We start from the raw sequence: 13,247 nt of genomic DNA on the forward strand, positions 1-13,247 counted from the left end.
GCCCGCGATCCTGGTCGTCGCCGCACTCCGCGGCCGTCACCGTGCCGCACCAGCGGCGCCACCGAACCGGGAGCCCCACTGTGAACCTCGTCTCCGTCCGCCTCATCACCGACGACGTCGACCGCCTCGTCGCCTTCCACGAGCGCGTGACCGGTGTCACCGCCGTCCGCCCCGCACCGGACTTCGCCGAACTCCGGACCGCCGGCGGGACCCTCGCGATCGGCAGCACCCGCACGATGGTCGCCGTGCTCGGCGGCCGGTCGGACCGGAGCACGGGCCGGACGCCGATCGTCGAGTTCCTCGTCGACGACGTCGACGCGCTCGCGGCCGAACTCGACGACGGCACGGTCGAGGTGGTCGCACCGCCGACGACGATGCCGTGGGGCAACCGGTCGCTGCTCCTCCGGGATCCCGACGGCACGCTCGTGAACTGCTTCACGCCGGTCACCCCCGCCGCGATCACGAAGTTCGAGGGCGTCCCGCGCTGAGTTCCCGCGTGCCGGCACGAGCCGACCGCGCGCGCCGCCGTCCGGGAGGCGCGACCCGGCTCAGCGACGCCGGGTCGCGTCCTCGACCTCGCCGACGAGTTCCTCGAGGATGTCCTCGAGGAACAGCACGCCCGTCGTCCGACCGTCGGCGTCGAACGCGCGCGCCAGGTGGACACCCGCCGCCCGCATCGTCGCGAGTGCGTCCTCGAGGTCCATGTCGCGGTACAGCGAGATGAGCTGGCGGATGCGCTTCGGCGGCACCGGGTCGTCGAACTCGTCCTCGCGCAGGTCGATGACGTCCTTGACGTGCACGTAGCCCGTCGGGTCGCCGTCGTCGCCGACGAGCACGTACCGGGAGAACCCACGGGTCGCGACCGCCCGTTCGACGTCGCCCGGCGTGGCGTCGTCCGGGAGCGTGACGAGGTCGGGCATCGGCACCGCGACGTCCCGCACCTTCTTCGCCGTGAACTCGAACGCGGCGGCGAGCGTGCCGGCGGCGTCGACGAGCGTGCCCTCGCGGCGGGACTGCTCCACCATCGTCTGGACCTCGTCGACCGTGAACGCGCTGACGGCCTCGTCCTTCGGCTCGACCCGGAACACGCGGAGGAACCCGTTCGCCAGTGCGTTCAGGACCACGGTGATCCCGCGGACGCCGTGCCCGAGGTACCAGAGCGTCGGGACGAGCACGAGCGCGGCCCGGTCCGGCATCGAGAACGAGATGTTCTTCGGCACCATCTCGCCGAACACGACGTGCAGGAACGACACGATCACGAGCGTGATGACGAACGCGATGGTGCCGGTCACCTCGACGTCCCACCCCGTGAGGTGCAGCGGCCCCTCGAGCAGGTGGTGGATCGAGGGTTCCGAGACGTTGAGGATGAGCAGCGAGCACACGGTGATGCCGAGCTGCGTCGTCGCGAGCATGCGGGTGGCGTGCTCCATCGCCCAGAGCGTGCGCTGCGCGGCCCGCGAGCCCTGCTCCGCGCGCGGTTCGATCTGGGACCGTCGCGCCGAGATGACGGCGAACTCCGCAGCCACGAAGAACGCGTTGCCGAGCAGCAGCACGACGAGCCAGAGGATGCCGAGCCAGTCGCTCATCGCGGGACCCCCAGTCGGACCCCGACCTCGTCGGGCACCTCGGGCGCGATGCTCGACGACCCGGGCACCGCCGGTTCACCCTCGTCGACCGCCGTCGGCGTGGGCGTGAACCGGATGCGGTCGATCCGGCGGCCGTCGAGGCGCTCCACACGGAGCATCCCGCCGTCGACGGGGACCGTGTCGCCGACCACCGGGAGGCGCCCGAGTCGGCTCATCACGAAGCCACCGATGGTCTCGTACGGGCCGTCGTCGGGGACACGGACGCCCGCACGGTCCTGCAGCTCGTCCGGGCGCAGCAGGCCCGGGAACGTCAGCCAGCCCCGGGACCGCACCACGTCGACCCGCGTCCGGTCGTGCTCGTCGGAGACCTCACCGACGAGCTCCTCGACGAGGTCCTCGAGCGTGACGACCCCGGCGGTGCCGCCGTACTCGTCGACGACGATCACCATCTGGTACCCGCGACCGCGGACGGCGGTGAGCAGGGAGTCGAGGTGCATCGTCTCGGGGACGCGCTCGGCCTCGGTCCGGAGCGCACCGACCGGCACCTCCGCCCGTTTGTCGCGCGGTACGGCGACGGCTGCCTTGACGTGCACGATGCCGACGACGTCGTCCGCGTCCTCGTCGATCACCGGGAACCGGCTGAACCCGGTGCGGCGGGCGAGGGCGATGACGTCGGCGGCGGACTCGGCCACCCCGATCGTCGACACCCGCGGGCGCGGCGTCATGACGTCGCTCGCGGTGTGCTCCGAGAACGCGATCGTGCGGGTGAGCAGCGTGGCGGTGTCCTGCTCGAGGCTGCCCTCCATCGCGGATCGGCGGAGCAGGCTCGTGAGCTCCTCGGCGCTCCGGGCACCGGACAGTTCCTCTTGCGGCTCGATCCCGATCGTGCGGAGCACGGCGTTCGCGGTGCCGTTGAGCAACGCGACCGCGGGACGGAACACCGTCGTGAACACGATCTGCACGGGCACGACGAGTCGGGCGGTACCGAGCGGCAGGGCGAGCGCGAAGTTCTTCGGCACGAGCTCTCCGAGCACCATCGACAGCAGGGTCGCGATGACGAGCGCCACGACGGACCCGACGGGCTCGACGACCTCGTCCGGCAGACCGAGCGCCGTGGACGGGCCCTCGATGAGATGCGCGATGGAGGGTTCGAGGAGGTACCCGCTGAGGAGCGTGGTGAGCGTGATGCCGAGCTGGGCGCTCGACAGGTGGGTCGCCGTCACCTTGAGCGCCTGGATGACGGGCGTCAGCCCCGCTGCGCCGCGCTCACGCCGGGCCTCGAGGTCGGCGCGGTCGAGGTTGACGAGCGCGAACTCGCTCGCGACGAACACGCCCGTCCCGAGGGTGAGGAGGACGCCGCCCACGAGCATGAGGAGGTCGACGACGGTCATACCGAGGGCCTCCGGAACAGGAGGAGCTGGCGGCGCGGGCGGGCGTGTCGGGCCGCGTTCGGATGTCGGCCCGGCGACGTGCGATCAGGAGGGTCGTCCACAGTGTGGTCAACAGTAGCGCCCGGGGGCCCGCCCTGGCCGGGAATCCCCCCAGCGCGGAACCGATGCGCTCGGCGCGGTGCCGCTCAGCGGGACACGGTCCGGTTCACCAGGACACCGGGACCGGCTTGCCCTCCTCGTACCCCGCGGCGGACTGGATGCCGACGAGCGCACGGTCCGCGAACGCGGGGAGATCACGTGCGCCGGCGTACGTCGCCGAGCTCCGCACTCCGGCCGTGATCATGTCGAGCAGGTCCTCGACGCTCGGACGCTCCGGGTCGAGGTAGATGGTCGAGGACGAGATCCCCTCGGCGAACAGGGCCTTGCGCGCGCGCTCGTACGGGTCGAGCCGCTCGAACCGCTCGCGAACGGCCTTCGCGGACGCCATCCCCCAGCTCTCCTTGTACCGTCGCCCCTGCGCGTCGACCTTGAGGACGCCCGGCGCCTCGACCGTGCCGGCGAACCACGACCCGATCATGACGCTCGCGGCGCCGGCCGCCAGGGCGAGGGCGACGTCGCGCGGGTACCGGACACCGCCGTCCGCCCAGACGTGGGCGCCGAGCGCCCGCGCCGCCGCCGCGGTCTCGAGCACCGCCGAGAACTGCGGTCGCCCGACCGCGGTCATCATGCGGGTCGTGCACATGGCCCCGGGGCCGACACCGACCTTGATGATCGAGGCGCCCGCGTCGACGAGGTGCGTCACCGCGTCGGCGGTCACGACGTTGCCCGCGACGAGCGGGACGCCGAGTCCGAGGTCGGCCACGGTGCGCAGCGCACGGAGCATGCCCTCCTGGTGCCCGTGCGCGGTGTCGAGGACGAGCACGTCGACGCCCGCGGCGACGAGCGCGGACGCCTTGCGTGCCACGTCGCCGTTGATGCCGACCGCGGCGGCGACCCGGAGCCTCCCGTCCGCGTCGACCGCGGGCCGGTAGATGCCGGAACGGATCGCACTCGTGGGACTCGTGGTGCCCACGACGCGACCGTGCCGGAGGACGGGCGCGAAGTCGACCTCGGCGGCGGCGAGCAGGTCGAACACGGCCCGCGGCGAGTCGACGTCGTCGGCGTCGATCGCGGTCACCGCGCCGTGCAGGAGGTCACCGACCGTCGCGTCCTCGCCGGCGGTCGCGAGCCGGACCGCGGGGACGCAGCCGAGGTACTCCCCGCCGGCGTCCTGCACGACGACGCCGTGCCCGGGGACCGGCGCGAGCTGCGTCAGCGCCTCGGCCACGGTCGTGTCGGGCGTCATCGTGACCGGGGTGTCGTGATCGACCGGCTGGGCCTTGACCCAGCGGATGGCGGCGTCCAGGTCCTGCGGGTGCATGTCCTGCGGCAGGACCCCGAGGCCGCCGCGCCGCGCCAACGTGGCCGCGAGCCGCGGACCCGTGACCGAGTTCATGTTGGCGCTGACGACCGGGATGGTCGCGCCGGTGCCGTCGGGCGGCGTGAGGTCGACGTCGAACCGGCTCGACACGCCGGAGCGGCTCGGCACGAGGAACACGTCCGAGTACGTCAGGTCGTGGGTCGGTCGCGTCTCGTAGAACCTCATGCGCTCACCGTAATACGGCCCTCCTCGGGGGCGACCGTGCCGCAGCGGGGTGACGGCCACCGGGGCGGACGGGTCCGTCCCGACACCCTGGGCGCTCCCGCCGAGGCGGCCCGCAGGCGGGTTAGGCTTGACGGGCGCGGGCGATGCTGCCCGCACGGTGCACGGGTCGTGTGTGTGCGACCGGCACCAGCATCAATCGACGGAGAGTGGGCGATCGGCTGTGTCGAGCCATCTGACGGGGACATCGGACGAGACCGCAGGCGAATTCGGCGCGAACGAGTGGCTGGTGGACGAGCTCTACGAGCAGTTCCTGGTCGACAGGGACGCCGTGGACCGGTCCTGGTGGCCGGTCCTCGAGAGCTACCACCGGACGCAGGTGAGCGACCCGGGCGCGTCCGACGACCGCCCGGGAGGTCCCTCCCCGGCTGCCGGGTCCACTCCCGATCCGGCGGGTCCCGTCGAGCCGGCCGCGCCGGTCGCGCAGCCCGCGCGCGCCGCGGACGGCGGTGCCCCGCGCACCTCGTCGATCCAGATGCCGGCACGGACGACGTCGAAGCAGCCGACCCCGGCCCCGATCCCGGCCGACCCGAGCGACGAGCGGGACGACCACGAGGAGACCCACGAGGACGTCCGGACGCCGCTGCGGGGCATGGCGAAGACCCTCGCCGCGAACATGGAGGCCTCGCTCCAGGTACCGACCGCGACGAGCGTGCGGACGATCCCCGCGAAGCTCATGATCGACAACCGCATCGCCATCAACAACCACCTGCGGCGGACGCGCGGCGGCAAGGTGTCCTTCACGCACCTCATCGGCTGGGCGCTCGTCAAGGCGGTCCAGGAGTTCCCGAGCCAGAACGTCTACCACGACGAGCAGGACGGCAAGCCCGTCGTCGTGACCCCGGCGCACGTCGGCCTCGGCATCGCCATCGACGTCCCGAAGTCCGACGGCACCCGTGCGCTGCTCGTCCCGAGCATCAAGCGGGCCGAGACCCTGACGTTCTCGCAGTTCATCGCAGCGTACGAGGACCTCGTCAAGCGCGCGCGGGCGAACAAGCTCACGGCCGAGGACTTCGCCGGCACGACGATCTCGCTGACGAACCCGGGCGGCATCGGCACGGTGCACTCCGTGCCGCGGCTCATGAAGGGGCAGGGGTCGATCATCGGTGCCGGTGCCCTCGAGTACCCGGCGCAGTTCCAGGGCTCCGCGCCGAAGACCCTGGTCGAGCTCGGGGTCGGCAAGACGATCACGCTGACGAGCACCTACGACCACCGCGTCATCCAGGGCGCCGGGTCCGGGGAGTTCCTCAAGACGGTCCACGAGCTGCTCATCGGCGAGCGCGGCTTCTACGAGGGCATCTTCGCGGCGCTCCGGATCCCGTACAAGCCGATCCGCTGGGCGAACGACATCAACGTCGACCTGTCGTCGCGCGTCAACAAGACCGCACGCGTGCAGGAGCTCATCAACAGCTTCCGGGTGCGCGGACACCTCATGGCGGACATCGACCCGCTCGAGTACCAGCAGCGGACCCACCCGGACCTCGAGATCGAGAACCACGGGCTGACGTTCTGGGACCTCGACCGCGAGTTCGTCACGGGTGGCCTCGCCGGCACCACGAGCGCGCCGCTCCGGGACATCCTCGGGATCCTCCGCGACTCGTACTGCCGCACGATCGGCGTGGAGTACATGCACATCCAGGACCCGGCCCAGCGCCGGTGGATGCAGGACCACGTCGAGGTGCCGTACGCCAAGCCGGGCAAGGACGAGCAGCTGCGGATCCTCGGCAAGCTCAACGAGGCCGAGGCGTTCGAGACCTTCCTGCAGACGAAGTACGTCGGCCAGAAGCGGTTCAGCCTCGAGGGCAGCGAGTCGATGATCGCGTTCCTCGACACGCTCATCCAGGAGTCCGCGCGCGAGGGTCTCGACGAGGTCGCGATCGGCATGGCGCACCGTGGTCGGCTCAACGTGCTCACGAACATCGCGGGCAAGACCTACGGGCAGATCTTCCGCGAGTTCGAGGGGACACAGCTGCCCGGCGCCGTCGCGGGCCAGGGCTCCGGCGACGTCAAGTACCACGTCGGGACGGAGGGCGTGTTCCGCTCGGCCGAGGGCACCGCGATCCCGGTGACCATTGCCGCGAACCCGTCGCACCTCGAGGCCGTCGACGGCGTGCTCGAGGGCATCGTCCGCGGCAAGCAGGACCGGACCCCGATCGGCACCTTCGGCGTCCTGCCGGTGCTCGTCCACGGCGACGCGGCGATGGCCGGACAGGGCGTGGTCGTCGAGACCCTGCAGCTGTCGCAGTTGCGGGGCTACCGCACGGGCGGCACCGTCCACGTCGTGGTGAACAACCAGGTCGGGTTCACGACGTCGCCGAGCGCGTCGCGGTCATCGGTGTACTCGACCGACGTCGCCAAGACGATCCAGGCGCCGGTCTTCCACGTGAACGGGGACGACCCGGAGGCCGTCGCACGCGTCGCCGAGATCGCGTTCGCGTACCGGCAGCAGTTCCACCGCGACGTCGTCATCGACCTCGTCTCGTACCGCCGCCGCGGCCACAACGAGGGCGACGACCCGTCGATGACGCAGCCGCTCATGTACAACCTCATCGAGGCGAAGCGCTCGGTCCGCACGCTCTACACCGACGCCCTCGTCGGTCGCGGCGACATCACGCAGGACGAGTACGACCAGGCGCATCGGGACTTCCAGGACCGCCTCGAGCGTGCGTTCGCCGAGACCCACGAGGCACAGACGGGGTCGATCCCGGTCGTCCCCGCGGACGGCGGCGCGGTGCAGGGGCTCGAACGGCCCTCCGCGCAGCGCGACGACTCGGAGCACGAGGTGCACGAGACGGCGGTGAGCGCGGACGTCCTCCGACTCGTCGGCGACGCGCACGACAACCCCCCGGCGGGGTTCACGGTCCACCCGAAGCTCCAGCAGCTGCTCACCAAGCGGGTCGAGATGTCGCGCAGCGGCGGCATCGACTGGGCGTTCGCGGAGCTCGCCGCGATCGGGTCCCTCCTCGTCGAGGGCAAGCCGGTCCGGCTCACCGGCCAGGACACCCGGCGTGGCACCTTCGTGCAGCGCCAGGCGGTGTTCCACGACCGCGTCAACGGCCAGGAGTGGCTCCCCCTCGCGAACCTCACCGAGGACCAGGGCCGGCTGTACATCTACGACTCGCCGCTCAGTGAGTACGCGGCCATGGCGTTCGAGTACGGCTACTCCGTGGAGCGGCCCGAGGCCCTCGTCATGTGGGAGGCCCAGTTCGGCGACTTCGCCAACGGGGCGCAGACGGTGATCGACGAGTTCATCTCGTCGGCCGAGCAGAAGTGGGGCCAGCGGTCCGGGCTCGTGCTGCTCCTCCCCCACGGCTACGAGGGCCAGGGGCCGGACCACTCCTCGGCTCGGATCGAGCGCTACCTGCAGCTCTGCGCCGAGGACAACATGGTCGTGGCGCGGCCGTCGACCCCGGCGTCGTACTTCCACCTGCTCCGTCGGCAGGCCCACGCGCGTCCGCAGAAGCCGCTCGTGGTGTTCACGCCGAAGGCGATGCTCCGCATGCGGCAGGCGACGAGCGCGGTCGAGGAGTTCACGACCGGCGGCTTCCGAGAGGTGATCGACGACCAGCGGATCGCCGACCGTCAGGCCGTGCGGCGGGTCGTGCTCCACTCGGGCAAGATCCACCACGACCTCGCTGCCGAGGTCGCCAAGCGCGGGGTCGAGGACATCGCACTCGTCCGGCTCGAGCAGCTCGCGCCGCTCCCGCTCGACCAGATCCTCGCGACCCTCCGCTCCTACCCGCAGGCGGACCTCGTCTGGGCGCAGGAGGAGCCGGAGAACCAGGGCGCCTGGCCGTTCGTCTGCATGGCGCTGTCGCGCCACCTCGACGGCCGTCCGCTCTCGGTGTCGTCACGTCCCGCCAGCGCGGCTCCGGCGACGGGGTCGTCGAAGCGCTCCGCGAGCGAGGCGGCCGAGGTCATCGACCGCGCGCTCACCATCTGATCGGGCGCCGACCCCGACCGGCCGGGAGACCCCCCGCACCGCCGCCGACGAGGCGGACGGCGGGCGGGCCTCCCGGTCGGGTCAGTGGGTCGCCTGCGCCTCGCGCAGCGCGGCGATGACCTGGGTCCGCAGGTCCTCCGGGGCGGTCTCCTTGCAGGCGCGCTGCACGGCCGTCATGAGCACCACGCCGACGCGGTGCTCGCTCGAGCAGTCCTCGCAGCCGGCCATGTGCTCGCGGATGTCCGCGAGGTCGTCGCGCTCGAGCTCGTCGTGCAGGAACTCCTCGAGCTCCGCCTTGGCCTTCGAGCAGTCGCAGCCGCTCATCGTCCGTTCCTCCCCGTGCTCCGGCCCGTCGTGGCGGGCGTCTTCGTGGTGCGGGTCCGCGGTCGCATCGTCTCCGTCGACGCTGCGTCGGGCACCACACCGGTCTCTCGTGCGTGGTCGGCCAGCAGCCCGCGGAGCAGGCGCCGGCCGCGGTGGAGCCGGCTCATGACCGTGCCCACCGGGGTCTTCATGATGTCGGCGATCTCCTGGTACGAGAACCCCTCGACGTCGGCGAAGTAGACCGCCATCCGGAAGTCCTCGGGGATCGCCTGCAGGGCGTCCTTGACCGCGGACGACGGCAGGTGGTCGATCGCGTCGGCCTCGGCCGACCGCGACGAGATGCTCTGCGTGACGCTCTCCGCCCCGCCGAGCTGCCAGTCCTCGAGCTCGTCGATGGTGCCCTGGTAGGGGTTCCGCTGGTTCTTCCGGTAGCTGTTGATGAACGTGTTCGTCAGGATCCGGTACAGCCAGGCCTTGAGGTTCGTGCCCTGCCGGAACGACCGGAACGCCGCGAACGCCTTGACGAAGGTCTCCTGCACGAGGTCCGACGCGTCGGCCGGGTTCCGTGTCATCCGCATCGCCGCGCCGTACAGCTGGTCCATGAACGGCAACGCCTGCTCCTCGAACAGCCGGCGGAGCTCCTGCGCGTCGGGGGTCGTGACCGCGTCCGCACCGTCCGTCTCGGCGAGCGCGAGGGACTCCTCCTCGACGGCGTCGAGCTGCTCCTCCGTCTCGTCGACCGGGGGTCGTCCGAGCGGACCGTCGGGGTTCGTCGCGTCGTCCTGGCTCGTCATCGCCCGCCATCGTAGTCGGCGGTCGTCGTCGAGGTCCCCGATCAGCGACGTCGACGCGGACGGGAACGTCCGCACCCGTGGACGCTCCGTTGTCAGCGCGGTGGCCATGGTCCTCCTGTCCGGCACGCACCTCGCCAGGCAGGCGGGGCACGCGCATCGCTATCCTGGGGAACCGATGCAGGCTCCCGTTGATTCCCGCTCTCTCCCCGCCGGTGACGACTGGCCGGCGCCCGTGGCGCGCGGTCCCCTCCACGGCGACGTCGCCCTGCCCGGGTCGAAGTCCCTGACGAACCGCGAGCTCGTGCTCGCGGCCCTCTCCGACGGTCCGTCCACGATCCGGCTCCCCCTGCACTCGCGGGACTCGGCGCTCATGGTCGACGCCCTCCGCGCGCTCGGTGTCCGGATCGACCCGGCGGGTGGGGCCGGCCCGTACGGCCCCGACCTCCGCGTGACCCCCGCGCCGCTGCACGGCGACGTCCGGGTCGACTGCGGCCTCGCCGGCACCGTGATGCGGTTCCTCCCGCCCCTGGCCGCGCTCGCCGACGGTCCAGTGGTGTTCGACGGTGACGAGGCCGCGCGCCGGCGCCCCATGGACACCACCATCGCGTCGCTCGTCGCGCTCGGTGTGGACGTCACGGACGACGGCGGGGGCAGCCTGCCGTTCGCGTTCACCGGGACGGGCCGTGTGCGCGGTGGCGAGCTGACGATCGACGCGAGCCGTTCGAGCCAGTTCGTGTCGGGCCTCCTGCTGTCGGCGCCCCGGTTCGACGAGGGCCTGCTGCTCCGGCACCGCGGGGAACGGCTGCCGAGCATGCCGCACATCGCGATGACCGTCGCGGCGCTCCGCGACCGTGGGGTCGTCGTCGACGAACCCGACACGGGCGTCTGGCACGTGCACCCGGGTCCGATCGCCGCCCGCGACGTCACGATCGAGCCGGACCTGTCGAACGCGGCACCGTTCGCGGTGGCCGCGCTCGTCGCCGGAGGGACCGTCCGCATCCGGACCTGGCCGACCGCCACCACCCAGGTGGGCGCGGACCTCGAGACCCTCCTGCCGCACTGGGGCGCGACCGTCACGCGCGACGGCGCGGACCTCGTCGTCGACGGCGGCGTCGGCGTCCGTGGCGGGGCGTCGCTGCCGGGCGTCGACCTCGACCTGGCGCGTGGTGGTGAGCTCGCGCCCGCGCTCGTCGCGCTCGCGGCCCTCGCCGACGGCCCGTCCACGATCACCGGTATCGGGCACCTGCGCGGTCACGAGACGGACCGGCTCGCCGCGCTCGCTGCCGACGTCGCCGGTCTCGGAGGCGCGGTGACGGAACTCGACGACGGCCTCCGGATCGAGCCCCGTCCGCTGCACGGTGGGCCGTGGGCGGCGTACGAGGACCACCGGATGGCGACCGCGGGCGCGATCATCGGCCTCGTCGTCGACGGCGTCGCGGTCGACGACATCGGGTCCACCGCGAAGACCCTGCCGCAGTTCCCGGAGCTGTGGGACGCCCTCGTGGCGACGTCGGGCGCATGAGCTGGTTCGACGGCGGGGACGACGACGACCTCGACGAACCGTACGGGCAGTACGACGAGTCCGCGGTGCGGGTGCGCCCGAACCCGAAGGGCAGCCGTCCACGCACGAAGCAGCGCCCCACGCACGAGGACGCCACCCCGGGTTGGGTGACGAACGTCGACCGCGGCCGGTTCGGCGTGCTCGTCGGCGGCGGTCCGCTCGACGCCGAGTCCGGCGACGCCCGGGTCATCACCGCCACGAAGGCGCGCGAGCTCGGCAAGAAGGCCGTCGTGACCGGTGACCACGTGTCGCTCGTCGGTGACGTGAGCGGCGACGAGGGCTCCCTCGCCCGCATCGTCAAGGTCGCGGACCGGTCGACGTTCCTCCGCCGCAGCGCGGACGACACGGACGACGTCGAACGGGTCATCGTCGCGAACGCCGACCAGATGCTCATCGTGATCGCCGCGGCCGACCCCGAGCCCCGGCCGCGGCTCGTCGACCGGTACCTCGTCGCCGCCTTCGACGCCGGGCTCGACCCGGTGCTCTGCATCACGAAGACGGACCTCGCCGACCCGGGGCCGTTCCTCGCGCACTTCGCGTGCCTCGACCTGCGCGTCGTCACGAGCGCCGCGGGTGACGTGCCGTTCGACGCGTTCGCGGCCGTGCTCCGTGACCAGGTGACGGTGACGGTCGGACACTCGGGCGTCGGCAAGTCCACGCTCGTGAACGCCCTGACCGGGGCCTCCCGGGCAACCGGCGTCGTGAACGCGGTCACCGGACGCGGGCGCCACACGTCGTCGTCCTCGATCGCGCTGCCGGTGCACGGCGGCGGCTGGATCATCGACACCCCCGGCGTGCGGTCGTTCGGCCTCGGGCACGTGCAGCCCGAGAACGTGTTCCGCGCGTTCGCCGCGCACGCGGTGCCGGTCCGCGAGCCCGCCGACGGCATACCGCTCGACCAGGCGCACGACTGGGAGATCGTCGACCGGGTCCAGGACGGCGAGCTCGGCCCCACGGGCATCGAGCGGCTCGACTCGTTCCGCGCGCTGCTCACGGGCATGGGCGAGCTGGACCCGGGCGCGGACTGACCTGCCCCTCTCCCTTCCTTTCGCCGCCATCGCAGTCGTTGCCGCTCCGACCGGTCCGCGAGCGGCCACGGGCGCGATCTCGCGGGGAAGGACGGCCGGGCCAGGCGCACCGTCGGTGCTCGGTAGGCTCGGCGCGTGGACCTCGCCGCCGACCTCGCGTTCGCCCGTTCCCTGGCCGACACGGCCGACGCGATCAGCCTCGCCCGCTTCCGGGCGGCCGACCTGCACGTCGACGTCAAGGCCGACCGCACGCACGTGACCGACGCCGACCAGGCGGTCGAGGCGGCCCTCCGCGAGCGGATCGCGGCCGAGCGTCCCGACGACACGTTCCTCGGCGAGGAGTCGACCGCCGCCGCAGGGACCACCGCGAGGAGTTCCGGACACCGGCAGTGGGTGATCGACCCGATCGACGGCACGGCGAACTACCTGCGCGGCGTGCCCGTGTGGGCGACGCTCATCGCCCTGGCCGTCGACGGCGTCCCCCGGGTCGGCGTCGTGTCCGCCCCCGCGATGAGCAAGCGGTGGTGGGGGGCGACGGGACTCGGGGCCTCCTCGTCGGAGGGTCCCCTGCGGGTGTCGGGGGTGGCGGAGCTGGCGGACGCCTCGGTGAGCTACCAGAGCCTCCAGGACTGGGACGAGGCCGGGCGGCTCGACGGCCTCCTGCGGTTGTCCCGGTCCGTCTGGCGGACCCGTGCCTACGGCGAGGCCTGGGCCTACATGATGGTCGCCGAGGGCACCCTCGACGTCGCGGGCGAGGGCGACCTGAAGCCGTGGGACATGGCGGCGATCGTCCCCGTGGTCGAGGAGGCGGGCGGGCGGTTCACGTCGCTCGACGGCGAGCCCGGCCCGTGGCACGGCACCGCCCTCGCGACGAACGGGCTCCTGCACGACGCGGTCGTGCGCACCATCCGCGGGTAG

Annotated in this window: 10 protein-coding genes; 5 read left to right on the forward strand and 5 right to left on the reverse strand. The window is 72.4% G+C overall.

Annotated features, from left to right (window positions below; all coding sequences use genetic code 11):
* The first annotated feature begins 80 nt into the window (after nucleotides 1-80).
* Entirely contained in the window at nucleotides 81-488 is a 408-nt protein-coding gene (locus DEI94_RS09400; RefSeq protein WP_111009248.1) for a VOC family protein, read from the forward strand.
* 60 nt (nucleotides 489-548) lie between these two features.
* On the opposite strand, the gene DEI94_RS09405 is transcribed toward DEI94_RS09400, so the two are convergent.
* The 3 genes from DEI94_RS09405 to guaB1 all read right to left on the reverse strand — a co-directional run bounded on the left by DEI94_RS09405 (nucleotide 549) and on the right by guaB1 (nucleotide 4,622).
* Nucleotides 549-1,586: a hemolysin family protein gene (locus DEI94_RS09405; protein WP_111009249.1), complete on the reverse strand. Its 1,038-nt coding sequence runs from the start codon at nucleotides 1,584-1,586 to the stop codon at nucleotides 549-551.
* Nucleotides 1,583-2,977 carry a hemolysin family protein gene (locus tag DEI94_RS09410; RefSeq protein WP_111009250.1) on the reverse strand — a complete coding sequence of 465 codons (1,395 nt, stop codon included), beginning with the start codon at nucleotides 2,975-2,977 and terminating at the stop codon, nucleotides 1,583-1,585. The genes DEI94_RS09405 and DEI94_RS09410 overlap by 4 nt, the downstream gene beginning before the upstream one ends.
* A gap of 205 nt (nucleotides 2,978-3,182) precedes the next feature.
* On the reverse strand, nucleotides 3,183-4,622 hold the full coding sequence (gene guaB1 / locus DEI94_RS09415) for a GMP reductase (RefSeq protein ID WP_111009251.1): 1,440 nt from the start codon (nucleotides 4,620-4,622) through the stop codon (nucleotides 3,183-3,185).
* A gap of 220 nt (nucleotides 4,623-4,842) precedes the next feature.
* Between guaB1 and DEI94_RS09420 the strand changes: the two genes are divergently transcribed.
* On the forward strand, nucleotides 4,843-8,622 hold the full coding sequence (locus tag DEI94_RS09420) for a multifunctional oxoglutarate decarboxylase/oxoglutarate dehydrogenase thiamine pyrophosphate-binding subunit/dihydrolipoyllysine-residue succinyltransferase subunit (protein WP_111009252.1): 3,780 nt from the start codon (nucleotides 4,843-4,845) through the stop codon (nucleotides 8,620-8,622).
* Between the two features lie 81 nt (nucleotides 8,623-8,703).
* Here the strand turns inward: DEI94_RS09420 and DEI94_RS09425 are convergent, their stop codons facing one another.
* A complete protein-coding gene (locus DEI94_RS09425; RefSeq protein ID WP_111009253.1) occupies nucleotides 8,704-8,946 on the reverse strand; it encodes a zf-HC2 domain-containing protein in 243 nt (80 codons plus the stop codon).
* On the reverse strand, nucleotides 8,943-9,848 hold the full coding sequence (locus tag DEI94_RS09430; RefSeq protein ID WP_284158401.1) for a sigma-70 family RNA polymerase sigma factor: 906 nt from the start codon (nucleotides 9,846-9,848) through the stop codon (nucleotides 8,943-8,945). Before DEI94_RS09430 ends, DEI94_RS09425 begins: the two co-directional genes overlap by 4 nt.
* A gap of 67 nt (nucleotides 9,849-9,915) precedes the next feature.
* Here DEI94_RS09430 and aroA point away from each other — a divergent pair, with 67 nt between their 5' ends.
* The 3 genes from aroA (at nucleotide 9,916) to DEI94_RS09445 (ending at nucleotide 13,247) form a co-directional block, all read left to right on the forward strand.
* Nucleotides 9,916-11,262 carry a 3-phosphoshikimate 1-carboxyvinyltransferase gene (aroA, locus tag DEI94_RS09435; protein WP_111027177.1) on the forward strand — a complete coding sequence of 449 codons (1,347 nt, stop codon included), beginning with the start codon at nucleotides 9,916-9,918 and terminating at the stop codon, nucleotides 11,260-11,262.
* Nucleotides 11,259-12,329 (forward strand): ribosome small subunit-dependent GTPase A, encoded by a 1,071-nt coding sequence (gene rsgA, locus DEI94_RS09440; protein ID WP_111027167.1) that lies wholly within the window; start codon nucleotides 11,259-11,261, stop codon nucleotides 12,327-12,329. Before aroA ends, rsgA begins: the two co-directional genes overlap by 4 nt.
* A 135-nt stretch (nucleotides 12,330-12,464) precedes the next feature.
* Nucleotides 12,465-13,247, forward strand: a complete 783-nt coding sequence (locus tag DEI94_RS09445) for an inositol monophosphatase family protein (protein ID WP_111027166.1) — start codon at nucleotides 12,465-12,467, stop codon at nucleotides 13,245-13,247.

The organism is Curtobacterium sp. MCBD17_040 (genome assembly GCF_003234805.2).
Taxonomy (GTDB): domain Bacteria; phylum Actinomycetota; class Actinomycetes; order Actinomycetales; family Microbacteriaceae; genus Curtobacterium.

Coding starts and splice junctions, on each gene's coding strand:
- DEI94_RS09425 (WP_111009253.1), bottom strand. CDS start 8,946: ATGAGCGGCTGCGACTGCTCGAAGGCCAAGGCGGAGCTCGAGGAGTTC.
- guaB1 (WP_111009251.1), bottom strand. CDS start 4,622: ATGAGGTTCTACGAGACGCGACCGACCCACGACCTGACGTACTCGGAC.
- aroA (WP_111027177.1), top strand. CDS start 9,916: ATGCAGGCTCCCGTTGATTCCCGCTCTCTCCCCGCCGGTGACGACTGG.
- rsgA (WP_111027167.1), top strand. CDS start 11,259: ATGAGCTGGTTCGACGGCGGGGACGACGACGACCTCGACGAACCGTAC.
- DEI94_RS09405 (WP_111009249.1), bottom strand. CDS start 1,586: ATGAGCGACTGGCTCGGCATCCTCTGGCTCGTCGTGCTGCTGCTCGGC.
- DEI94_RS09430 (WP_284158401.1), bottom strand. CDS start 9,848: ATGGCCACCGCGCTGACAACGGAGCGTCCACGGGTGCGGACGTTCCCG.
- DEI94_RS09410 (WP_111009250.1), bottom strand. CDS start 2,977: ATGACCGTCGTCGACCTCCTCATGCTCGTGGGCGGCGTCCTCCTCACC.